General features: G+C 70.0%; 21 protein-coding genes and 1 pseudogene. 5 read left to right on the top strand and 17 right to left on the bottom strand.

Translation table 11 applies throughout. The features are described 5' to 3' along the window. Positions 1–304: 304 nt before the first annotated feature. Positions 305–718, bottom strand: coding sequence for a hypothetical protein (locus QQM67_RS04685; RefSeq protein WP_314172304.1), 414 nt, complete (start codon positions 716–718; stop codon positions 305–307). Positions 719–3399: 2681 nt separating this feature from the next. Next, positions 3400–3672: a hypothetical protein gene (locus tag QQM67_RS04680; protein WP_314172303.1), complete on the bottom strand. Its 273-nt coding sequence runs from the start codon at positions 3670–3672 to the stop codon at positions 3400–3402. A 223-nt stretch (positions 3673–3895) separates the two neighbouring features. On the opposite strand from QQM67_RS04680, the gene QQM67_RS30585 reads away from it, so the two are divergent. Continuing rightward, positions 3896–4339 carry a hypothetical protein gene (locus tag QQM67_RS30585; RefSeq protein WP_399065278.1) on the top strand — a complete coding sequence of 148 codons (444 nt, stop codon included), beginning with the start codon at positions 3896–3898 and terminating at the stop codon, positions 4337–4339. A 315-nt stretch (positions 4340–4654) separates the two neighbouring features. Here the strand turns inward: QQM67_RS30585 and QQM67_RS04670 are convergent, their stop codons facing one another. From QQM67_RS04670 to QQM67_RS04660, 3 genes and pseudogenes are all read right to left on the bottom strand, one after another. Beyond that, on the bottom strand, positions 4655–5296 hold the full coding sequence (locus tag QQM67_RS04670; protein WP_314172302.1) for a cysteine hydrolase: 642 nt from the start codon (positions 5294–5296) through the stop codon (positions 4655–4657). Between the two features lie 85 nt (positions 5297–5381). Then, positions 5382–5655 (bottom strand): annotated as a pseudogene (locus tag QQM67_RS04665) (transposase); the annotation flags it as partial. 287 nt (positions 5656–5942) lie between these two features. Beyond that, positions 5943–6950, bottom strand: a complete 1008-nt coding sequence (locus QQM67_RS04660) for an NAD(P)/FAD-dependent oxidoreductase (RefSeq protein ID WP_314172301.1) — start codon at positions 6948–6950, stop codon at positions 5943–5945. 522 nt (positions 6951–7472) lie between these two features. Between QQM67_RS04660 and QQM67_RS04655 the strand changes: the two genes are divergently transcribed. After that, positions 7473–8276 carry an SDR family NAD(P)-dependent oxidoreductase gene (locus QQM67_RS04655; RefSeq protein WP_314172300.1) on the top strand — a complete coding sequence of 268 codons (804 nt, stop codon included), beginning with the start codon at positions 7473–7475 and terminating at the stop codon, positions 8274–8276. Between the two features lie 124 nt (positions 8277–8400). Here the strand turns inward: QQM67_RS04655 and QQM67_RS04650 are convergent, their stop codons facing one another. The 4 genes from QQM67_RS04650 to QQM67_RS04635 form a co-directional block, all read right to left on the bottom strand. Continuing rightward, positions 8401–8979 (bottom strand): cutinase family protein, encoded by a 579-nt coding sequence (locus tag QQM67_RS04650; protein WP_314172299.1) that lies wholly within the window; start codon positions 8977–8979, stop codon positions 8401–8403. A gap of 1433 nt (positions 8980–10412) precedes the next feature. Beyond that, positions 10413–10700 carry a hypothetical protein gene (locus QQM67_RS04645; RefSeq protein WP_314172298.1) on the bottom strand — a complete coding sequence of 96 codons (288 nt, stop codon included), beginning with the start codon at positions 10698–10700 and terminating at the stop codon, positions 10413–10415. A gap of 14 nt (positions 10701–10714) precedes the next feature. Beyond that, positions 10715–11017: a hypothetical protein gene (locus QQM67_RS04640; protein WP_314172297.1), complete on the bottom strand. Its 303-nt coding sequence runs from the start codon at positions 11015–11017 to the stop codon at positions 10715–10717. A 606-nt stretch (positions 11018–11623) separates the two neighbouring features. Beyond that, on the bottom strand, positions 11624–12076 hold the full coding sequence (locus QQM67_RS04635; RefSeq protein WP_314172296.1) for a MarR family winged helix-turn-helix transcriptional regulator: 453 nt from the start codon (positions 12074–12076) through the stop codon (positions 11624–11626). A 106-nt stretch (positions 12077–12182) separates the two neighbouring features. On the opposite strand from QQM67_RS04635, the gene QQM67_RS04630 reads away from it, so the two are divergent. Beyond that, the gene (locus tag QQM67_RS04630) at positions 12183–13064 is read left to right on the top strand and encodes an SDR family NAD(P)-dependent oxidoreductase (RefSeq protein WP_314172295.1); all 882 of its coding nucleotides are present in this window, start codon (positions 12183–12185) and stop codon (positions 13062–13064) included. 61 nt (positions 13065–13125) lie between these two features. On the opposite strand, the gene QQM67_RS04625 is transcribed toward QQM67_RS04630, so the two are convergent. Beyond that, the gene (locus QQM67_RS04625; protein WP_314172294.1) at positions 13126–13680 is read right to left on the bottom strand and encodes an NUDIX hydrolase; all 555 of its coding nucleotides are present in this window, start codon (positions 13678–13680) and stop codon (positions 13126–13128) included. Positions 13681–13865: 185 nt separating this feature from the next. Between QQM67_RS04625 and QQM67_RS04620 the strand changes: the two genes are divergently transcribed. After that, entirely contained in the window at positions 13866–14720 is an 855-nt protein-coding gene (locus QQM67_RS04620) for an NAD(P)-dependent oxidoreductase (protein WP_314172293.1), read from the top strand. Here QQM67_RS04620 and QQM67_RS04615 read toward each other — a convergent pair. Next, on the bottom strand, positions 14717–15406 hold the full coding sequence (locus QQM67_RS04615; protein ID WP_314172292.1) for a TetR/AcrR family transcriptional regulator: 690 nt from the start codon (positions 15404–15406) through the stop codon (positions 14717–14719). The two genes, QQM67_RS04620 and QQM67_RS04615, sit on opposite strands and share 4 nt — an antisense overlap. 70 nt (positions 15407–15476) lie before the next feature. Here QQM67_RS04615 and QQM67_RS04610 point away from each other — a divergent pair, with 70 nt between their 5' ends. Continuing rightward, on the top strand, positions 15477–15923 hold the full coding sequence (locus tag QQM67_RS04610; RefSeq protein WP_314172291.1) for a nuclear transport factor 2 family protein: 447 nt from the start codon (positions 15477–15479) through the stop codon (positions 15921–15923). Between the two features lie 162 nt (positions 15924–16085). Here the strand turns inward: QQM67_RS04610 and QQM67_RS04605 are convergent, their stop codons facing one another. The 6 genes from QQM67_RS04605 to QQM67_RS04580 all read right to left on the bottom strand — a co-directional run bounded on the left by QQM67_RS04605 (position 16086) and on the right by QQM67_RS04580 (position 23021). After that, positions 16086–16919 carry an HpcH/HpaI aldolase/citrate lyase family protein gene (locus QQM67_RS04605; RefSeq protein WP_314172290.1) on the bottom strand — a complete coding sequence of 278 codons (834 nt, stop codon included), beginning with the start codon at positions 16917–16919 and terminating at the stop codon, positions 16086–16088. Positions 16920–17036: 117 nt separating this feature from the next. After that, positions 17037–18503: a dihydroorotase gene (locus QQM67_RS04600; RefSeq protein WP_314172289.1), complete on the bottom strand. Its 1467-nt coding sequence runs from the start codon at positions 18501–18503 to the stop codon at positions 17037–17039. Then, entirely contained in the window at positions 18496–19938 is a 1443-nt protein-coding gene (locus QQM67_RS04595) for an MmgE/PrpD family protein (protein WP_314172288.1), read from the bottom strand. Before QQM67_RS04595 ends, QQM67_RS04600 begins: the two co-directional genes overlap by 8 nt. Further along, complete coding sequence (locus QQM67_RS04590; protein WP_314172287.1) at positions 19931–20833, bottom strand: cyclase family protein; 903 nt, start codon at positions 20831–20833, stop codon at positions 19931–19933. Before QQM67_RS04590 ends, QQM67_RS04595 begins: the two co-directional genes overlap by 8 nt. A gap of 59 nt (positions 20834–20892) precedes the next feature. After that, on the bottom strand, positions 20893–22140 hold the full coding sequence (locus QQM67_RS04585; protein WP_314172286.1) for a CaiB/BaiF CoA transferase family protein: 1248 nt from the start codon (positions 22138–22140) through the stop codon (positions 20893–20895). A gap of 14 nt (positions 22141–22154) precedes the next feature. Beyond that, on the bottom strand, positions 22155–23021 hold the full coding sequence (locus QQM67_RS04580; protein WP_314172285.1) for an IclR family transcriptional regulator: 867 nt from the start codon (positions 23019–23021) through the stop codon (positions 22155–22157). Between the last annotated feature and the right edge of the window lie 35 nt (positions 23022–23056).

The raw sequence follows: 23056 nt of genomic DNA, 5'->3' as shown, positions 1-23056 counted from the left end.
ACCTACGGGCCTGCGAGCTGTCTGCGTCGGCGGTGAACTGAGGGGCGGGCAACCGGAGTTCACCGTCGGAGCCACGCAGCCGTACGAGCCCTGACGCCCGCAGCTCCCACCTCGCCACCGCAGCATGCCCGTTCTCGACGGCAGTGCTGCCGGCGGGCGCCGGTGAATCGGACCGGACGCGGCACCGACCATCTCATGGCCGCCGGGACGGGGACGATCAGGTCGCCGGCTCCCGCGTCGTCGGCCCGTGGGCCCAGAACACATCAAGGTCATCCATCCGTGACCAGCAGTCACGGGACACCCCTTAGCTCGACTTGTCGCAGATTCCTGTCCATTGATTACGTGCAGCGGCGAGCCGGTTGTTGGAGGAGACCGAGTAGGTGTCGTTCCGCGCGTACTCGTCAGCCATGTCTTCGGCCGCATCCGCGTCGTCGAGCATGAGGCTCTTCAGCTTCTGATCTCCGGCTTTCCCTGCCGCTGAACGGATCTTCGGGGCGTAGTCGCCGAACGCTTCGCTACCGTCGAAGTCGTTCGATCCCTCCTTGTCACGGAGCTCTTGGGTTGCCTTCGCTGCCTGTTCGCAGGCATCCGACGAGGCGCCCGCCGGATCGATCGCGTTCCGGAGCTCGTCGAAGCTGGTGATGCCGAAGAACGCGAGCACGGCTACGGCTGATGCCGCGACGCCGATCCACGCCATCGCCTTCTGCCCTTCCGCCATGGTCTCCCCCGATTGGTAAGCGGCTGTGCGGTTGCTCGTGTGGTCGCTCGTGTGGTCGTGTCGACTCCCAGAATCGGGCAGCGGTTGGCCCGTTGGCTAGCCTCGATCTCTCGTGCGGCGGTCGGGACGTCGCGGGTGTTGCAGGTGATCCGGCGGCCTTCGGCGTCGGTGATGTGCAACTGGGCACAGGGGTGGGGCCGTTCCTTGCGGGCGTCTGCTTACGTGATCACCTGTTGGACACCGAGCCACGCGAAGGCGCGAGGTTGGCCGCTGTCGCGAACCGCCAGGACGCCGATCCGTTGGTCATTTGTGGTTCGTTGCCTACCAGGGCGTAGGGAGGGGTCTCAGGTGGCGCCCCGTAGCGTCGCCGGGCCCAAAGGAAGCCTGGAGCTTGTCCTGCCATGTTCAGCGGTGAACGGGCTGGGGCGGTGCGCCCGGTCGTGAAGAGGTGCCACGTATGAATCTACGGAAAGTCCCGGGTCCAACTGGCCGTCATCGTCAGGTGAAGACGCCTTCCGGATCGCCGGGAGAGGGCGTGAGTCAGGCCTGCCTGGTGCTGGTCAGGGACTATCAACTGGCCCATGCGGTGGCTGCGGGGCTGAAGTCGCGGTTGGCCGAGGCCGGCGGGGACGTGAAGGTACTCGTACCGCCCATGTACGGCGACGAGTTCGCCGCCCCGGGGGCGGCGCAGCGGCTGTGGGCCTGGTGGGACACGCAGCGCACCGGTGCTGAGCTGTCCGCTGCCATATCGCTGATCGTCGATGTGGAGGAAATGGCCGGCCTGGGGCGGGTCTCCTACGTGGCGGTGCCGCCCGGAGAGACGACGGAGCGTTCGTATCCGCGCGGCGGTGAGGTGATCGAGGTGCCGTCCGGCACGATACGCGAGCTGGTGGACGCCGTCCTGCCGGGCATGCTCCGTGACTGCCGACGCGGCGAGCCGTCGCAGGCCGGACGGTCGGTGTTCGCGTTGCCGCGGCCGGAATGGCAGGGGAAGTCGCTGTGGGACCGGCAGTTGGTTCGTACGGCGGTGCTGTCGGGAGCGCTGGGCTTCGGTGCCTGGCTGCTGTCGGCGGCCGTGCAGCCCGGCGAGGCACAGGCCGCCACCGTGCACCAGCAGCAGCCTCAGCAGTATCAGCAGCAACAGGAACTGCCGCAGCAGCAGTACCAGCAGCAAGTCAGTGACGCTGCGTCGGCGCAGCACACGGGGGCGGACTTCTCCCGCTCCGGGCAGACGTTGCTGAACCGGGAGGTACGGGAGCGCGTCACAGAGCGGTTGCGGGCCGCCGGGGTGGAAGAGGCGGCGTTGCGTCAGATCCAGCGGGGGCTGCGGGCGCCGGACCTGTCCGATCGGGGACAGTCGGAATCCGCTCCAGCGCGCGAGGCCATGCCCGCCTCAGGTGCCGCAGGCCAGGCGGAGACTGACGCAGACCAGGCGGAGACTGCCGCAGACCAGGCGCCGCATGCGGACCGTCATTACTCGATGCCGGGGACGCAGCATCCCTCGGCCGATCCGGCCGCCGGCCGCGCCGAGGACCCGCGCACCCTGCCGGCCCCCGAATCTCAGACCTCCGGCGACTCAGACCACGCCTCCGACGAGGCCGGCGTGGACTCCGCGGTACCGACTGAGGATCTGACGGGCCTCGCGGAACGATCCGTACAGGACTCCGATGACGGAGACGAGGACGGCGAGGACTGGGAATACACCGGCGGCGACGCCGGGGACGCTGACGACGAGACCGAGCCGGACGCTGATGATCCTCTGTCCGACGCCCCTTCCGTAGAGGGGACCGACAGCGACGCCGAGGCACAGAGCGACCGGCCGTACGGCGGAACGGGCACTGTACAGACGCCCGCTGACGGTCCGTCTGAAACGCCGGCCGCGGCTCCCGGCGCACCCTCACCGGGTACACCCCCAGCTACAGGTGCCCCGGAACCCGGGACCGGCCAGGACTCTCCCTCGGACGAGGCCGCGCCACCACCTGAGGGCGGTCCGGCTCCGGCTCCGGCGGATGGCGCTCAGTCCGGTGAGCCGGTCGTCAACCCCGCGAACGAGCCCGCTCCGGGGCCGAAATGGGACTGGGGTGAATGGGGTGGGCGCACCTTCGACGGTGCCTGGACCGGCTTCACCACGCCTGATGCGCTCGTCGGTGCTGTGAACGATCTCAGGGACCCAGAGAACGCACATCGGCATCCCGACCTGGCGGACACGGATGACGCCAAGAAGGCGTCCAAAGCGGCTCTCAAGCGGGCTCCGTATGTCACCGCTCTCGTAGGTGCCCTGTGGAACTCGAGTGCCTACGTCGCCGAGCGCCCGCAGTCATCGGAGGCTCAGGCTTGGAGCGAAGTCGACGGCGGGGGTCCGGATCCTGTGGAGGACCAGTCCGTGGCGTTCCAGCCCACTCGGGGCGAGGTCTCCGCAGGGGTCGCCAAACCACCCGGTCAAGAGCGATACCCGTACATCCCCGGACCGGTTAACAACGGCTTCCTGCCTATGCCGGCCGGAATGGCTTCGCCTTGGGCTCCTGGGAATGCCGCGGGTCAGGCTCTCGAAGAGCAGCGGGCCGAGCGGCAGGCGTCACAGCCGACACCGGAGGAGATTTCCGCTGGTGTCGCACCGGCCCCGGTGCCAGGAGCGCCGGTCGGTCCGGCTCCGGGACCGACTCCTGAGGGTGCTCCAGCTCCTACTCCTGCGGTGGCTCCACCTCCGGCTCCTGGTCCTGGTCCGACTCCTGAGCCAGCTCCAGCTGGTCCGGTTCCTGAGCCAGCTCCGCCTGGTCCGGTTCCTGAGCCGCCTCCGGCTCCGGCTCCCGAGACACCCCCTGCTCCTGAGCCGCCTCCGGCTCCCGAGCCAGCTCCTGCACCGGCTCCCGAGGGTGGTCCGCCTCCGGCTCCCGAGCCTGCACCGGAGGCACCTGCTCCTGCGCCGCCTCCGACTCCCGAGACACCTCCTGCACCGGAGGCACCTGCTCCGCCCCCTGCCCCGTAGGCCGACGCCCATCCGGCCCGCTGCCGCCCCGAGTGTCCAGGCGGCAGCGGGCTTCCTGTGCGAGTTCCGAGGCTGGCGTCCGGTCTTCCCCTTACCTGTTGCCCTCGGGTGGAGCGGGGGACCAAGGACCTCAGCAGTCCTCATACTCGCTGGCCAGTGGCACTTTCTGCTTAGTACTCCGGCCGTAGTTCGTGATCTCGATCGTGAGGGGTGCCGAGGAGGCAGCTGGCAGCGTCGATCATCTGGACGAGACCGACCACGCCCTCGCGGGCGTTCGTTTTCTTCTCCGCCTACCCGAGTCCACCGAGACGGAGGGCGTTCTCAATCTCGCTGAGTTTCGCGGAGGACAGGGCGCCCGCTCGCTCGATCAGGTCGTCCCGGGACACGATGGTCAGCCACGTGCAAGGGGTAAAGCCCGGACGCGGGAAGGCGAACCGGAGCACGCCTTCAAAGGGCAGTCCTTCCACGTCGCCTACTGTCACTTCGACGCCCAGGCCGGTGATGTCGACACCCGCTGGAGCGACGACCTGCATTACCCGGATCCCGGACGCGTCGTCTCCCGACAGCAGCACGACCGGCCGCCGCTCGTCGAACTCCACCCACCAGACTTCGCCACGTTGCACATGTCCTCCTGAGACAGGACGACGGGCGGACGCTGCGCGACCCCGACGCGCTGTGGAGACGGGTGCGGTCACCCGTTGATCATCGGTGTGTGAAGACAAACGATCACGCGGTGGCCGCAGGTCACAGCGTAGACCCTGCCCGCCGGCAGGAGGCGTTCGAGGGCTTGATGAGCCGGATAGCGGGACGGTTCACACGGGGAGAGAGCACGAGGACGTCGGCGGGGGGTGGCGATCCTCTCGGCGGCTCGCCGGCACATGAGGTGATACGAGTTCACGGACCATCGGCCGCCGACGCTGCGCAGACGTACGAGCGGCTCGGCGACCGGCTCAGTTGGGGGCAAGCACGGAGCAAAACTCCTCCGTAGTGGTCAGCAGGGCGTCGCCCGCGAATCGAAGCGCAGCCAGTGAACGCTCGGCGGCCTCTATGTCACCGCCTCCACAGGCATCCGTGACGACAACCGGGATGTAGCCCAGGTCCGCCGCATGACGGACGGTGGGCTCGATACCGATCTCCATGGCGACGCCGATGACGGCAACGGTGGTGATCCCGCAGTCGCGCAGCACGATGTCGAGCCATGTGCTCTCGAACGCGGACATGGTGATCTTGTCGATCACGGCCTCGCGGTCAGTGGGCAGCAGCTCGGGGATGAGCTGCGTCTGTGCCACATCCGGCGGGAAGGGGGAGATCACGTCGGCCGCTCGCTCGACCCGCTGCCAGCCACGCCACATGCGCAGTTGAGACATGCCCATCAGCTCTGGGGGAAGCGTCACGTGACGCAGGAAGATCGTGCGTACCCCCGCGGCCCTGGCTGCCTCGACCACCTCGACAGCCCGGCGGATGACACGATCACGCTCGCTGATCTGATCCAGGATTCCGACCTGCATGTCGTAGACCAGCAGCGCCGTGCGCCGCGGCTCGCACGCTTCCTCCAGCGAACGCGGAACCACAAGCCCATTTCGCTCATCCACGGGCATAACGCTACCCCGGCTCTCCCCGCCATGGGTGCACCCCCAGCAGTCCCCGGCTACGACGCGCTGCGAGGACACTCCATGAGCCGGATTCACCGTGCAACTTGCCCGCCCTGCGTCGACGTCGACCGCAGCGGGAACGGATCGGTGGTACGCCCTGGACCAGAGGTATCAGCGCCTGACCGTCGTGGGTGTTGGCCCTGAGATGCCGATGGACAGGGGCAGGCCGGCGCGGTCGGTAATCAAGTGGATCTTCGACCCGTTCTTGCCCCGATCGACAGGATTCGGCCCCGTCAGATCCCCCCTTTGAGGGCCCGCATGTTCACCGAATCGATCGCGCAGCGCGTCCAGTCCAGCTCATCCGGCACCATGCGTTCGACGATCCCCACAGCCGCAGGCTATCGACGCGCAAGCCAAATGAGACGAGCTCTTACGCAGCCACCCATCGGACACCGCGTTTGGTGAAAGCGCGAGGCCGGTGCCCCGGCGTCGGCCTCCTGCGCATGCGGAACGGCCATTCCTCGCCCCCAACTCCGCGGCAGATCCCTGCGCCGCCACGACGGCCTCCCTGTGGCGACCCTCCTGCCGCTCCACGACGTACTGCGCCCGCGCGGTCATCTTGGCCTCTCGGCCTGATGCCGGCGCCCTAGAAGCGGTCGGGACGGCAGCCCGCCAGCGCCGGCTCGACGGCACCGTCGGCCAACTCCCGTGCGACCAGGCGGCCCACGACCGGGCCGAGCGTGACCGCGGAGTGCAGCACCGCCACGTAGAGGCCGGGCACCTCGGCGACCGGGCCGACGATCGGCTCGCCGTCGGCCGGCATGGGGCGTACGCCGACCCGGGTGCTGAGCAGCTCGACGTTCTCGGCGCCGCGGAACGTGGACCGGACGGCGGCGAGAGTCCGTTCGGGAGAGTCCGCGGCGGCGATCAGACGGTCCGCGGCGACCTGCCGGAGATCGAAGTCCCGGTTGTTGACCACGGTGTGGACCAGACCGGCCGGAGCGCTGAACTGGAAGAGCGTCGCCGGCGACGGGTCGACCGGGACGCGTATGCCGAGCGGCGCGCTCAGCGCGGCCGTGGCCACGCCTGCCGCGAGCACCACCGTCGCACCGGAGAGGGGACCCGCGGCCGTCTCGACCCCGACGACCCGGCCCGCGGCGTCCCGGCTGAGCGCGGTGACCGGGGTGTCCGGACGGACCCGGGCGCCGTGGTCGCGGGCACCCGCGACCAGCCGCTCGGTCACGCCCACCGGGTCGACGGCGCCGTCACCGGGTGACCAGACGGCCCACTCCGGGGGCTGCCGCAGGTTGGGCTCGAGCGTCGCCACCGTGGCGGCGTTCACGATCTGCTGCCCGGGCCCCGCCGTTGGCGCCCGGTCCGCAGTGCCCCAGGACAGGGAGCCGGACCAGGTCACCGGGAGTCCCGGCAGCTCGGCCTCGAGCCGGCGGTACTCCTCCGTCGCGGTCGCCCGCAGCGCGGCAGCTGGACCGGTACGTACACCGGACGCTCCGATCCAGGCGAACGAGTTCGCCGTCACACCGGCGCCCGGCCGCGCGGCGTCGAGGAGAGTCACGACGGCACCGGCGCGGGCGGCGTGATAGGCCACCGAGGCACCGACGATGCCGGCGCCGACGACCACCAGGTCGCTGCTCACCACCGGTTCAGCACCTTCAGGGCCGTAAGCACGGAGCCGGACTCGTCGTGACTTTTTATCGGGCTGAACTCCCCCGGGGCAGGCGGGCGCACGGCTGGCCCGGTCCGCAATGTGCGTCGCACGATCACCCGCAGCACGGTACCGATGGGCCGCGACATCCCCCACAGATTTTTTCGAGCGCGAGAGACGTGGCCTCGCAGCAGCGGGGGTAGCTCAGCTGCCCAGCCCCCGGCGGACTCGCCGGTCGCGTCAGGGAGTTGGGCCTGCGGCGCGGAGAGCCGCGCGGGCCATGGCCGGGCGGAGAGCCGGGCGTCGCCCGAGCGAGAGGTCGCCGGACGGTGTGGGCGCGAAGCGAGCCCACACCGCCGTAGGGCCCGTTACCTCAGCGACGACGGCGGCCTGGGGCTGCTCCGGCACCCGCGTCGTCAGTGGTCGCTGCCAGCATGACGACCTGTCTCCGGTCACCCGGACCGGGGCGGCCGAGGGCACGCTGCACGGCACGGGCCGGTGAGGTGATCGGGGATGCGAATCGAGGACAAGGTCGCTGTCGTGACCGGCGCTGCCGTGGGCAGTGGCCGGGCCATCGCGGAACGGCTCGCGGTCGAGGGCGCAGCCGTGCTGCTCGCCGATGTCGAGGCGCGGGAGGGCGAGGAGACACTGCGCCGCATCCGGGACAGGGGCGGGCGAGCGGCGTTCCGCGAGGTGGACGTGACCGACGCCGCCGAGGTGCGGGCCATGGTGGATTCCGCCGTGCACACCTTCGGCGGTGTGGACATCCTGGTCAACAACGCGGGTGGCGGCGGCCACATCCCGCCGCACTTCCCCGACGCCGCTCCGGCGCAGTGGGGTGCCCTTCTCGACCTGAACCTGCGCGCGCCGCTCCTCGCCACCCAGCTCGTCCTCGCCACCATGAGCAGTCGCGGCGGCGGCGCCGTCGTCAACATCGGCTCCACGGCGGGTCTGGGCACCCGCCACCACCCGTCGGCGGAGTACGCCGCGGCCAAGGCGGGCCTGATCCGGGCCAGCACGTCGCTCGTACACCTGGAGCGCACCCACTCCGTACGCGTCAGCTGCGTCGTGCCCGACTGGATCGAAACGGACCGTGCGCGCCGGGAGTTGGCCGCGATGAGCCCGCAGGAGCGGGCGGCTCAGCCGCCGCTCGTACCGTTGAAGGAACTGTGCGACCACGTCGTCGCACTGATCACGGACGAGACCGCGGCGGGCAGGGCGGTCGTGCTCGACCGGGGCGTACCACCGCGGGTGCTTGCGGACGATCCCGGTCAGGGTCGAGGCGGCCAGGAACCGAACCCCGAACCGTCCCGATGAGGCCGGGTCATGCGTCCGCGTCCGCAGCCACCTCCGCGGTCTTCGCGGCCGCCGGCATCGAGTTGAGACCGGCCCGGTCATGCCGTGCATGACCGGGCCGGCTGTTCTCAGCAGTGCAGTGCGTTCACCACGGCCTGTACTGGCCGTTGAACCACTGCCCGTTGCCGTTGTCGGCGTAGTCGTCGGCGTTGAACGAGTAGTTGCCGTGATCGCCGTTGATGTACCCGCCCCAGCCAGACGGCGCACTGCTGTCACAGATCACGTCGCCGGTGCAGACCGATGTGGTGGGGACGTTGCCGAAGTTCTGGTCCACGCCGGAGGTGGGCGGGCCCGCAACTTGCCCGAGCGGCTGGCCGGACAGGCCGTCCGTGCCGGTGCCGGGGCCACCCTGACGCTTCGGATCGGCGATGAGCACGGAGTTGACGTTGTCGATCGTCCCGGCGTTCTCCGACGTCCAGGTGTGTACGACGGCCGCGCCCTGCGAGTAGCCGATGACCTTGATGTGCTGGTCCGGGTTTGCCGCCCGGTGCTCCCGGACCAGCCGGTTCAGCTCGTCCACGCCCTGCCGGGTGCTCGGTCCGAAGAGGGCCGCCGAGTAGCCGACGGGCTGGTCCACGGCTGCGGCGTTGGCGTCCGTGAAGACCCTTGCCTGCTGGTCGCCGGCACCGCCCACGGCGATCGTCCACGTGTCGTCGCTGCGCACCGGGGGCTCCGCCGGCGGGGGTGCGGGTGCCCCAGGCGGCGGGGGAACAGGTGCCCCCGGCGGGGGCGGGGCCGGTGCCCCGGGCGGTGGGGGAACAGGTGCTCCCGGCGGGGGCGGAACAGGTGCCCCCGGCGGGAGCGGGGCCGGCGGACCACCAGCAGGCGGCGGAGCGGCGGGCCCGGGAGCGGGAGGACCAACAGGCGCCGGAGCCGGAGCCTGTCCCGGCGGCGGAGCATCGGGCCCAGGAGCGGGAGGCCCAGCAGGCCCCGGCGGCGGCGCCGGAGCATCGTTCGCGGGCCCCGGAGCTGGAGGACCCGGAGGCGGAGCCGGAGCATCATTGGCGGGCCCCGGAGGCGGACCAGCGGGTCCCGGAGCCGGAGGACCATCGTTGGCAGGCCCCGGCGGCGGCGCCGGAGCATCGTTCGCGGGCCCCGGAGCCGGAGGACCCGGAGGCGGAGCCGGAGCATCATTGGCGGGCCCCGGAGGCGGACCACCGGGACCCGGAGCCGGAGGACCATCGTTCGCAGGCCCTGGCGGCGGACCGGGAGCCTCAGCGGGCGCCGGACCATCATCCCCAGGCCCCGGAGCCGGAGCACCATTCACGGGCCCCGGAGCCGGAGGACCCGGAGGCGGAGCATCATTGGCGGGACCCGGAGGCGGACCAGCGGGTCCCGGAGCCGAAGGACCATCGTTCGCGGGCCCCGGCGGAGGACCGGGAGCCTCAGCGGGCGCCGGACCATCGCCCCCAGGCCCCGGAGCCGGAGGACCATCGTTCGCAGGCCCCGGCGGAGGACCGGGAGCCTCAGCGGGCGCCGGACCATCATCCCCAGGCCCCGGAGCCCGAGGACCCGGAGGCGGACCATCATTCGCAGGACCCGCAGGCGGACCACCAGGCCCCGGAGCCGGACCATCATTCGCAGGACCCGCAGGCGGACCCCCAGGACCCGGAGCCGGACCATCATTCGCAGGACCCGCAGGCGGACCCCCAGGACCCGGGTCCGGAGCATCATTCGCAGGACCCGGAGCCGGACCACCAGGACCCGGGTCCGGAGCATCATTCGCAGGCCCGGGTGCACTCGCGCTTGAGTTGGGTCCCGGCCCGGTGTCGTCTGCGGATGCCGTTCCGGCGGCCACGACACTCGCGACAACGGCACCCGCCACAACGAATCCAGTGCGCAGAGCGGTGGATGCCGGCAACTTACGGTTCAACGCCGCTCTTGGGCGACCACGATGTCGTCCTGCCATTCGTCTTCCTTTCCTCTGTCGACGCGCATTTGGCGCCGGTTTATGGGCTTGCTGCGGTATGGAGTTGAGGAGCCGTGTTTTGCGGTTGTCTACGGGCTGGCCTGTCCGTTCCGTTGCCGGCCAGCCCACTGGCACGACGCGCCTCTACGACGAAGCGGATTCGTGCCGGATGCCGGGGTCCACAGGACCTACAACCGCGATTCCTCGGACTGACGCATCGACGCGCGCGACGAACCCGGCCCGGCCTGACCCGCCGCGGTGATCGCGATCTGCCGGGCCAGAGTCATGAACTTGAACTTGTCGACGCTGTTCAGCGTCCTGCCGAATTCTGTGAACATGTGCAGCACCTTCGTGAGCTCCGGCGTGCGCAGTTCCTTCGGAAGGGCGCTGAATGCCTTCGCGCCGTTCTTGGTGGTCGGGTCCGGCAGGCCGAGCATGTCGGCCGCCTGAGGCGCGTTCGGGCTCGCCTCGTACATCGGCAACCCCGTTGTCAGCAGGGAGAGTTCGGCGGCCCCACCATTCCGCCGCCCTTCACCGTGCCCACGATGCTGTCCACGCTGGGCGGCCGGTTGGCGGCGCTGATCGCGGCGATCTGCACGATGGACGTCGCCAGGACCCTGCCGTACGCGCCGAGTTGAGCGAGCTGCTGCGGGTCGGGCTTCGCCGCGATGTCGGCGACATCGCCGATGGCCGCAGCGGTCTTGTGAACCAACTCGGGCGAAAGAGAGGGGTCTTCGCCGGCGATCTGCTCGGCAAGCAGCTTGGTCCGCTTCGGTGCCGGGCGAACCGGCACCGAACAGGGCCCATACAAGCGCGGTTCCTGCCCATCGGCTCAGCTGCGTCACGCCTGACCTCCCCCGCCTCAGTCAACTGCTGGTCAGCACCCCACTGTCATCAATATAATGACGGGGCGTCATTATTGCGAAGTACGGCGGGCACGCTACGAACCCCGGTGAGCACGGGTCAAGACAGCGCCCGCAACTGTTACCCCGAGTTGACTCACGGCAGCGGCCCGTACGGACAGGAAAGCCGTGACCTGACCTGTTCCCTGCCCGTATGGGACGTGGACGGACGCTTCGGCATCGAGACCCGATGCGACTGTGAGGACGTGGCGGCCGCTGCGGTTGTGGTCTGAGCCGCGATACGGCTGGGCTGTTGTTGCCCTGTGTCTTGATCTGTCGACCGCTGTCCGGGGCGGTACTGGCTGCCACCACACCGGCGAGCGTGTCCCGATACTGGCTTCGCCACAGCCACCCACCGCCGCGAGCGGCCGCCCTGCATCACCGTCAGCGACGACGGCAAGAGCCTCGATCCCCTTGTGTACGCGGGCGGTTGAGGGGCTCAAGAGCTTGGCCGTGGCCTCCGGTCTCCGTGGCTTCGATCATGGGCCGTCACACGCTCAGCGCCTGCCGGCTTCCGACAGGCCCGCCTGGAGGGCATCCAGAAGTTGGTCCAGGTCCGTCAACTGGTCGTATTCCATTGCCCCGAAGACCAGCCGCAGCACGTGTTCCCCCGCCGCCGTCCCCGCGGCGAGCGCCTTGCTCCCCTGCGGCGTGAGGCGGACCAGTTTAGAGCGTGCGTCATCGGGATCTGCCGCCCGCTCGACCAATCCCTCACGTTCCAGCGCCTCGACGAACTGGGTGACTGAGCGGGGGGCCTGGCTGAGTTCCCGTGCCAGCGTCGACTGCCTGACCGGGCCTCGGCGTTCGAGAACCTGCAAGACCTTCGTGCGGGCAAGAGAGAGTCCCCCGGCCGTCATCTCGTCGTCGACCACTTTGCGCAGATGGTGCGCGAGCGACAGGTACCGCAGCCCGATCTCTACGGGCGTCACTTCGCGACCGCTCTCGGCCATCTCTCCTCCGGTTCTGGTCGGGGCTCTTCCGGCTCAGTTGTTGAGGTACCTCATAGAGTGTTATTAATGAGGTACCTCAACAATAACGGGGAGGGAGAAGACCTTCATGGATGTGCGGCCCGTCACCGTCATGACCGGTGCCACGAACGGCATGGGCCGGCTCGCTACTCTCGACCTGGCCCGCCGCGGCGCCCACCTCGCCGTCGTCGCCCGTAGCCGGTCGAAGGCCGATGTGCTGCGACAGGAGGTCGAGCAGGTCGCGCCGGGCACCCCGGTCGACGTCTTCCTCGCTGATCTGTCCCTGCTCGCCGAGGTGCGCCGGGCAGGTGAGGAGATTGCAGCGCACTATCCGCGGATCGACGTACTGATCAACAACGCGGGTTTGCACGCCTTCTCCCAGCGGGTCACCGCCGAGGGGTACGCCGAGATGACCGCCGTGAACTACCTCGCGCCCTGGTTGCTCACCGACGTCCTGCGCAACAGGCTCACAGCGTCGGCGCCCGCCCGGATCGTCACGGTCGCCTCCCGGGCTTCGCTCCGGGCCGGCAGTATCGACCCGCTCAAGGACCTCACCGACACGGCACCCTTCACGCGTCGCGAGTCGAGCACGCTGTATGGCCGATCCAAACTGATGGACATCATGTTCACCGAGGAGCTCGGCCGTCAGCTCCAGAGCGCGGGTGTCGCGGTCACCTGTTGCTGCCCGGGGTTCAACGCCACCGGCCTGGGGCGCGAACTCCCCCTCTCCGGCGCGCTGGAGAAGGTGCTGACCACGCTGAACATCGGCAACCCTCAGCAAGGGGCTGACATCATCGTGAAGCTCGCTAGCGACCCTGAGTTCGCCGACAGCGCCGGTGGCTACTTCGCCGCCAAGACCGCCAAGGCGTTGCCATGCCCTGAGATCGGGCGCACTGAAGCTGTTCAGCGTTCGCTGTGGGAGGCCACGGCCAAGCTCACCCAGGGCATCCGGAGGCCGTACAACGCCTGAACGGCGTGGGGTACAGCTCCTGTCGATGTGCAGTCTGAACTGGGCCTTTGCTGTAGAAGGCTCAGCCTGCGAGCAGAGGTTCCACCCGGGACAGCGTGTCCTGGATGTTGGCCTCGGTGATCGCCATCCGTGCCTCCTCCAGTGACAGCCACCGCAGTGGTGCGTCCGGGTTCTCTGGCCGCGCCACCTCGGGAACTTGGGTGGCCAGCACGAACCGCAGGTCCGCATGTTCGTGCGGCTCCTCCTGGCTGTTCGCCGGGACCGGCACGATCGCCAGATGCCGTACTTCCGGATCCGGCCACGGCGAAAGGTCGGGCAGCCCCGTCTCCTCATGTGCTTCCCGGAGAGCGATGGCGAGCGGAGCGTACTCACCCGGATCGGCGTGCCCGCCGACCAGCAGCCACGACTGGTGGCGCGGGTGCCAGCGCAGCAGCACCCGGCCGCTGCCCGGGTGCACGATCAGCGCCGATGCCGTGACGTGCAGGGGGTTCGTCCACAGCCAAGGGTCATCCACCTCGACGAGGGCATTTACCCGGTTCACATCGGCGAGTTCCGCCGCGGTTTTCGGCCGATAGCCGGCAAGGACGTCGATGACTGCGTGGTGGGTTGTGGCCATGCGCCGGATCGTAGTGATGCGACGTGACCACGGCCCGCGGTTATCGGTTCGGGCCTTTCCAGGCCTGGGAACAGCGGCCGCTGGGAGGCACGATCGCTCGCCTTCCCCACCGAACAGTGCTTGGTTGCGGCGCGGTCGACGCGGGGTTACCCATGAAGCAGAGCCAACGGTGGAGGAGTGGTCGGATGACGGCAGTGGCGGTCATCGGCATCGGTGACATGGGCGCCGAAATCGTGCCCCATCTGGTGTCGGCCGGTCATGAGGTGACGGCGTTCGACCCCGTCCCCGAACGGCTGGACAGAGCGCGCGACGCCGGCGCGGAAGCGGCCTCGTCACCGGCCGCCGCGGCACGCGGTGCCGATGTCGTGCTGGGTCTGGTGATGGCGGAGGACATCCCGGCGGCGTATCTCGCGGCCGACGGCATCTTGGCGGGTACCAGCAGCGGCTCTGTCGTCCTGATCGGCTCGACGACCACGCCCACCGCCGTCGAGGGGATCAATGCCCAGGCACCGGACGGTGTCGCTGTCCTCGACGCTCCGATGGTCGGCGGCGTGCGGTACGCACGGGAGAAGTCGCTGACTTTTCTCGTGGGCGGCCCCGAGAGAACCGTCGCCGTTGTCGAGCCAGTGCTCACTTCCCTCGGCAAGGTCCGGCACGTCGGCGACTTCGGGGCAGGCGTGGCATACAAGCTCATCACCAATGTGGCGATCATGGCCGCAGAGGCCGGAATCCGCGAAGCCCTGGATCTGGCCGATGTCCTCGGCGCGGACTACGGGACGGCTCTGGACCTCATGTCGGCGGGACCGCTGGGGGCGGTCGTGTCCCGTGCCCTGGACACGAGCAATCCCCGCCCGTTGCGGCGCTCAGCAGAGGACGACGACGCGTTGCTGTCCGCTGTCCACGATTCCGGCAAGCTGCTCCCCATCTCGACCGCGGGGCGCAAGCGGCTGTGGGAAGCGGTCAACACCACTCCCGGGTTCGAGCCGGATTTCGTCGACCTCACACGTAAGACCACGTCCCGCCCCGGGCACCGGCCTTAGCGCACCGGGGCCGATCCATCGAGGCCGTTGAGGATGTGCGTGAGACCGCGTTCGAAGCGGACGTCGTTGTCGAGGTCGGTGGCCTCGTGGATGACGCGGCTGAGATGCGGATATGCACCGGTGCGCAGGACGTCCTGGAGGTAAGGCCCGACAGTGGTTCGCCATTGCTCCTCGGTCAGGCCGGAGCGGCGCTGGATGTTCGCCTCGGCGAGTTCCCGCGCCACGGCGCCGAGCACGTAGGCCAGTACCGTCTCGACTGCGCTGCCGGCCGCCGTCGGGTCCTCCGTCAAGCCGGCCACGGCGGCGAGTGCCCCTTCGTGGTGCGCCAGCGCGTGGGGGCCAAGTGCAGGGCGTCCGGCAAGCTCCGAGCCCAGCCAGGGATGGCGGAGCAGGAGCGCGCGGCGGGCCTGGGCGAGCCGCCTGAGGTCTGCTCGCCAGTCGCCGGAGCGCTCTGCGGGCAGGGACTCCCCGAGTGCCGTGTCAACCATGTGGTCGAGCAGCTCCTCGCGGCTGTCGAAGATCCGGTACAGCGACGCCGTGCCTGACTTCAAGGCGGTGGCGACGCGGCGCATGGACACCGCGGTGAGGTCCTCGGCGTCGGCAAGGTCGATGGCGACTTGGACGATCTGTGCGAGGTCCGGCGCGCCACGGCGCCGGGGTGTGCGCTGCTTGCTCCACGTCAGCATGGGTGCCCTTCCCGCTCGATTCTGGCTACAGTGTATCCAGAATCGGCTACGGTGTATCCAGGAGTAATTGATGAACGTTGACGACGCACTGGCCACTCTGCTGAGCAGGTACTTCGCGGCGGTGGACGACAAGGGGCTGGACGCCGAGGTGGTGGCGGCGACGTTCACGCCCGACGGCAGGATCGTCCGCCCCAACGGCGAGACGCTGACCGGCCGGGACGAGATCCTCGCCCGGCAGTCCGCGAGCTTCGCCCGGTTCCGGTTCACGCATCACATGCTCACGAACCACCTCGTCGAGCGGGACGGCGACACCGCGCGGATCCGCGCCAACATGCAGGCCATGCACCTGTGGGGCGACGGGCATCGCGACCCGCACGAACTGGTGACGCACTTCGTGGCCGGCGGCGTGATACGAGCGGTCGCCGCGCTGACGCCCGACGGCTGGCGCCTGACCGAGCTGGCCCTGCGGCCTATGTGGCGGACCGGCGCCAGTCTCGGAATGATGGCGAGCGCCTAGCGCCTGCCCTGTGAGTCATCACAGCCAGAGCACGGTCGCGGCGATGATCAAAAGCCACAGCTCAAACCACTTACAGGACACGGCAGTAGGCGGTTTCGTCTGGATCATCGTGAGGGCCAGAGGAAGATGCCCGCGACGTGGAGTCCGGCCGGGTGACGCCGCTCAGGCGTTCCCGGGTACCGCCGCCAGGATTCGCCGGGCGCTGCGGATCACCGCTTCGTCGATCATGCGGCCCGAGTCGTCCAGGGCCACGCCCGAAGCGGAGTTCTCGAACCGCTCGACCAGTGTGCGTGCCCTGGCCAGTTCAGCGGCGCTGGGGGTGAACACCTCGTTGACGACGGGGAGTTGCGCGGGGTGGATGCAGGCACGGCCGCCGAAGCCGAGGCGTTTGAGCGCCAGCGTGGACCGGCGCAGGGCATCGAGGTCACGGAAGTCCGTGCTGACCGGGGCGAGCGGGGGCGCGAGGCGGGCGGCCGCGCAAGCGACTACGAGTTGGGACCGGGGCCACAGCAACTCCCTCTCGTCCAGGCCCGGTTCGATGCCCGTGTCGGCACGCAGGTCGGCCTCGCCCAGCTGCATCCTGGTCACCCGCGGCCCGCGGGCGATGAGCGGTGCGGACAGCAGTGCGGCCGCGCTCTCCAGCAGGGGGCACAGCGCGATCCACGGAGCGGAGACGAGTGCGCCGGACACGGCGACCAGGTCGCCGACCGTCTCGGTCTTCGCGACCATCACGCCTGTCAGGGCAGGCAGCGCCACGGCGTCGAGGTCGGCGAGTCCCTGGCGGCCGGGGTTGATCCGGGCCCATATCTCGGGTCCCGTACGGGAATTGGCAGACGGCAAGCTCGCCAGCCAGTCCGCCACGGTGACCCGGGCGTCCTCCTTCGCCCCGGGTGCGACGCCGTCCTCCAGGTCCACGATCACCGCGTCGGCGCCCCGGCCGAGCGCCTTCGCCAGCCTGTCCGGCCGGTCGCCGGGTACGTACAGGGCAGATCTCACGAGAGCTCTCCTTCCCTTCCTGCTCGTCCTGGCCTGCTTACCGACGTGCGATGCGGTGGCCGGGCGATGCCGTCCCGGACACCCCGGCCGTCTCCGATCGAGGGGTGTGCGTGCGGCTCAACTGCCGGTCGGACGGTGAAGGTAGGAACCGCCGGGCTCACCGGTGATCTTGCCCTCGGTCAGGACGCGGGAGCCCCGCAGGAAGGTGTCGGTGACCCGGGCGGTCAACTCGAAGCCCTCGAAGGGGGTGTACTCCTGGGCGGACTCCGAGTCCTCCGCGCGGACGGTCCAGGTCTCGTCCGGGTCGACCAGCGCGATGTCGGCGTCGAAGCCGGCGACGAGCCGGCCCTTGGTGGGCAGGCCGAAGCGCTGAGCGGGGTTCCAGGAGGTGAGGGCGGCGATCCGTCCGAGGGGCAGCCCGCGCCGTACGCCCTCGGTGACCATGCCGGGCAGCAGGTACTCGGCTCCGCCGAAGCCGGACTTGGCGAGGAAGACGTCGTCCTCGGGCTTGCCGAATTTCAGTTCCTCTCGGCAGCAGGCGTGGTCGGAGACGATCCAGTCGACGGTGCCGTCCAGCACGTACTCCCACAGGGCCTCGACGTCTTCGCGGGGCCGCAGCGGCGGGTTGACCTTGCCGCCGAGACCGTGAGCGGTGTCGATATCGGCGAGCAGGTGGCCGACGGTGACCTCGCGGCGGAAGTCGATGTGCGGGAACGCCCTGCTCATACGGACCGCCGCGTCGACCGCCTTGCGGGAGGAGAGGTGAAGCAGGTTGACGGTGGGCAGGCCGGTCTCGTGGGCGAGGTAGGAGGCGATGGAGACGGCCAGGCCCTCGGAGTGCTGCGGGCGGGAGGCACTGTAGGCGGCGAGACCGGTCAGTTCGCCGGCTTCCTCCACCAGCTGCGTGTACGCCGTCATGATCTCGGCTGTCTCGCAGTGCAGGGACAGCGAGATCTGGTCGGCGATCTCGGGGAACTCCTCGCGCGCGGCCTGGATGCCGCGCATCACGAACTCGAAGTGGGCGTAGTCGTAACGCTCCCCCTCGGGGGTCATCAAGAAGGAACTCTGGTCGGAGGAGCGGCCGTGCAGACCGTGGCTGCCGTAGAACATGAACACCTTGAACGAGGTGACACCGTGTTCCCGGACCAGGCTCGGGATCTCGGCGATGTGGCCCTTCGACATCGGTGCGAGATGGAAGGCGTAGTCGACGTGAGCGCGGCCTCCGGCTCGCTCCAGCACCTCGGGGAAGAACTCGGCGTACGGGCCGCCCTTGTTGAGGTAGTACTGCCCGGTGCGCATGTAGGTCAGGGCCGACGTGACGCCGCCCTGGGCGCAGGCGCGGCTCTCGGCTGCGGCGTCCTGCTCCAGCGGGTTGTAGATGCCCCAGTGCTGGTGGGCGTCCACGACCCCGGGGAAGGCCAACTTGCCTCCGCCGTCGACGACTTCGCGGGCGCCGGCGGCGTCGATGCCGGGCGCGACCGCCGCTATCCGCCCGCCGGCGACGGCGATGTCCGCGTCGGCCGGTTCGTCGTGTTCGTCCGTGACGACACGCACGTTCTTCACCACGAGGTCGTACTCAGTCACGATGGCCTCCTGCCAGGGTCTTCAGCTCGGCCAGGGGCCGGAGCAGGTCTTGGACGCGGTCGAGTTCGCCGAGGCGCAGGCCACGCTCCATCACGGTGTCGATGTGGGCTTCGGACAGCCGCCCGGAGGCGTTGTCGCGGAATTTCAGCGCGAGTTCGGCGTCCGACAGGGGGCGGTCGGGGCCGCCCCGGTTGCTGAACGTCTCCTGCCGCCATTCGCGGCCGTCGGCGTCGTACGCGGTGAGTACCGCCGGGAACTGCGCCGGGAAGATCCGGGTGGCGGTCTCGTCGGCGATCACCTCGACCTTGGCCATGAGTTCACGGCGGGCCGGGTCACGGGCGAGTGCGTCGGTGAAGTCGCCGAGACCGAGACCGAGGCCGGCGCCGCCGCCGAGGAGTCCCGCAGCGACCATGTACGGGCCGGAGAACTGGGCCTCGTAGCCGGTCTCGGGGGCCCGCTTGCGCTCGATCGGCTGACCGATGGTGCGGATCACCGGGGCAGGCACGCCCAGCACCAGTCGCTCCACCCGGGCCGGGTCCAGGCCCCGTTCACGAAGGGCCATGGCGGCGTCGGCCGCAGTGTGGGTGAAGTGGTTGGCCGGGTAGGGCTTGAAGAAGATGTCCGGCACTGCCCATCCGGTGCCGAGGTCCGTGGTGACGGCCGACGGGTCATAGGTGCCGTGCAGGAACGCCTCGAAGAAGCCGAAGCGCCCCTCCAGCACGGTGGGCGGTCCGGTGAAACCGCGGCACACCAGTTGGGCGGCGGTGACGGCCGACTGCGCCGCCAGGCCGCAGTGCAGCCGCTTGACGGTGCCACCGGTGCGGTTGGCCTCGATGATGCCGGCGGCCATGGAGGCGGCGACGCCCATCACGTCCACGAGACCGTCGGCCGGGAGGCCGAACAGCAGCCCCGCGGCGACGGCCCCACCGAGCGCACCGCATATCGAGGTGGCGTGCTGACCGTGTTCGAAGAAGGTGGAGTTACCGGACTCGCGGTCGTAGCCGGCCATACCGAGACGTACGCACACCTCCAGGCCCACGGCCATGGCCCGGATGGTGCGGGGGCCGTCCGCGCCGGCTGACTCGGCCGCCGCGAGCGCGGCGGGGACGACGGAGGCGCTGGGGTGCAGCACGGAGGGCAGGTGGGTGTCGTCGTAGTCGAGGGAGTGGGCGAGAACCCCGTTCGCAAGCGCCGCGAGCGGGGCGGGAACCAGGGTCCGGCCGCCTCCTACGACGGTCGCCTGTGGCCGCCCGCCTTGCTCCTGCACGTGCTGGACGATCGCAGTGGAGGTGGGCAGCCGGTGGGCTGCGACGCACAGGCCGAGCACGTCGACGACGCGCTTGCGGACACTGCCGGCGACCTCGTCCGGGAGGCTGCCGTACGACGTGGCGGCGGCGAACTCGGCGAGTTGCCGGGCGAGGGTGTGCTCAGCCACGGCCGTCCCCCGGTGCCGTTCCGTCCCCCGCCCCCGGGGCGCAGACCAGGGCCAGCGGACGTACGGGGGACCCGGTGGCGCCGAACAGCGGCAACGGGGCGAGCACGAAGGTGAATTCGTGCACCTGCTCTGCCGCGATCTGTTCCAGGTCCAGGGTCTCGATGATGTACACGCCGGCTTCGACGAGCAGCACCCGGTGGGCGGGCAGGCTGCTGTGGCCGGCTCCCGGGGCCAGCCGCTCGAAGGCGATGGAGTCGGCGCCGGCGGCGTGCACTCCGCGGCCGGCCAGCCACCGCGCGCCCGCCTCGCCCACACCGGGGACACCGGAGTCGTGGCCCACGAAGGTCCCGTGGCCGGGGGCATCGAAGTGGCGCCCCCAGCCGCTGCGTACGAGAACGACGTCGCCGGGCTCCACGGGGGTGCGCTGACGGCGCTCGGTGGCTTCCAGATCGGCCACGGTGATCTCGTAACCGGGTTCGCAGACCTCGGCGCCGAGTGCCGTCGGCACGTCGAGCAGGACGCCCCGGCGCACCATCGGCGCGATGCTGTGCACTCCGTGCTCGGGATAGAGGCCGCCCTCGCCGGCGGCGCGGGCGTCGGCGCCGCCGTGCAGCTTGCCGTCGTGGGAGACGTGCGCGAGGGCATCGATGTGCGTGCCGACGTGGGTGCCCATGACGAGCATGTCGTTCGCCGCGGAGCCGCCGTCCGGACGTACCCGGTCCCCGTGGCGGCGCGGCAGGGTGTGCCAGTAGGCGGGGTGGTTCGGCGACTGGGGCATGCCGACGTAGAGCCGGCGGCCGAGGTCGAGAACGCGTACTCCCTCCCGCACCACGGCCAGCAGCGGGTCCCGCGGGCTCGTCTGCGCGGATTCGGAGATCGATGCTGTGCTGCTCACTTGCGTCCCGTCCTTCTCTCGCTGGTGCCTTGCGCGACTGCCCGCCCGATGCGGCCCGCTCAGGAGACGACCTTCCGTTCCCGAAGAGCCGCCAACTCCTCGGATGGAACGCCCAGTTCCTCGACGAGCACCTCTTCGGTGTCGGCTCCGAGCGCGCGTCCGGTGAAGCGGATACGCCCCGGAGTCCGCGACATCCGCCACATGACGTTGTGCATGAGCAGCGGGCCGAGGTCCTCGTCCTCGACGGCGGTGAGCATGCCGGTGGCGCGGATGTGGGGATCTTCGACCAGGTCGCGTGCGTCGTAGACGGACGCCACCGCGGCCCCGGCCTCGGTGAACTCGGCGACGACCTTCTCGCGGAGCCGTTCGGCGATCCAGCCGCCGACGAAGCCGTCGAGCAGGTCGGCGTGGGCGGCCCGGCCGGCGCCGGTGGCGAACCAGGGCTCGTCTATGACCTCGGGGTGCCCCACCAGGTGCATGACGCGTTCGGCGATCCGCTGGGCGCTGGTGGACACGGCGACCCAGTGACCGTCACAGGTGCGGTAGGTGTTGCGCGGAGCGTTGTTGGTGGAGCGGTTGCCATGCCGCTGCTGGAGGATGCCGAGCTGGTCGTAGACCGTCGGCGCGGGGCCGACGGCGGTCATGAGGGGTTCGATCAGGCTCATGTCGATGACCTGGCCCCGGTGCTGCGGATCGCGCTCGCGGTCGTACAGCGCCATCGTGGCGGCCGACGAAGCCGCGATCCCGCAGATGGTGTCGGCGAGGCCGAACGCCGGGAGCGTGGGCGGCCCGTCGGGTTCGCCTGTCAAATGGGCGAAGCCGCTCATCGCCTCGGCAAGGGTGCCGAAGCCGGCCCGGGAGGCGTAGGGACCGGTCTGTCCGAAGCCGGTGACGCGCACCACCACCAGGCCCGGGTTGCTCTCGTGCAGGACTTCGGGGCCGAGACCCCAGCGCTCCATGGTTCCGGGGCGGAAGTTCTCCACCAGGACGTCGGCGCCCTCGACCAGGCGGCGGAACAGGGCGGCGCCGTCCGGGTCGGAGAGGCTGAGGCCGACGGTGCGCTTGTTACGGGATATCTCCTTCCACCACAGCGGTACGCCGTCCTTGAGCTCGCCGTGGCCCCGCATCCCGTCCCCGGCCACGGGGTGCTCGATCTTGACCACGTCGGCACCGAAGTCGCCCATCAGCTGGGCACACAGCGGACCGGCCAGGATGGTGGAGGCGTCGATGACGCGGATGCCCCCGAGAGGGCCCGGGCCGGTGGCCGGTGCCTCCTCCCCGGGGCCGGCCTGCGCCGGTGTCGTCATGGTGGTCCTGCCTTTCAAGTCGTCGGTCCGCTCTGGTCGTTCGCGAGATCGGACGGCCCAGGGGCCGTGACGTTCTTCTGTTCGCCTGCGGCGTCCTGTACGGCGCCGAGGTCGGCGGAGATGTCGACGGCCGCCTTCGCGACCCACTCGCCGAGCCGGCGGCTGCTGATCTCGTCGAACATGGACTTCGTCCCGCACACCGACACCGAGCCGACGACCTGTCCCATCGGCCCGTGCAGCGCGGCGGCCACACTGGCGGCCTCCACTTGCCGCTCCCCGATGCTCACCGCGTAGCCGACGGCGCGAATTGCGGAGATCTCGTCGCGCAGGGTCTCCGCAGAGGTGATGGTGGCGTCGGTGACGCTGTCGAGGCGGTGATGGGCGATGTAGTCCTCCACCTCGGAGTCGGGGAGGCCGGCCAGGATGGCCTTGGAGGAGGAACCGGCGTGCAGCGGATGGCTGGTGCCGAGCGCGACGGACATCCGGATCTCCTGGCGGGAGAGGACCTGGTCGACGTACACGCGTGACCAGCCCTGCCGTACGGAGAGAGTCGCGGTCTGTCCGGTGCGCTCGGACAGAGCCACCACGTGGCGGTGTGCGATGGAGGCGATGTCGAGTTCGCGCATCGCGGCAAGGCCGATGTTGAGGGCCCCGGGACCCATCCGGTAGACCTTGGTCGCCTCGTCGAAGGCGAGGAACTTCCCGGCCACCAGCTCGCGCAGGATGCGGTGGGTCACCGCCTTCGGCAGCCCCGTCTCCCGGGCGATCACGGAGACACCCTGTGCGTGGGGGGCACGTCCTATGGCGTCGATCACCGCGAGCGCGCGGGCGATCCCGGAACGGCTGCGGTTCGACTGCTCTTCGGTGTCATCGCGGGTCATTGAAGTCCTCGGTCGGTCGGCCGGCCCGCGTGCGC

Source organism: Streptomyces winkii, from assembly GCF_032248595.1.
Taxonomy (GTDB): domain Bacteria; phylum Actinomycetota; class Actinomycetes; order Streptomycetales; family Streptomycetaceae; genus Streptomyces; species Streptomyces winkii.
This window is presented reverse-complemented; position numbering and strand designations above follow the sequence as displayed.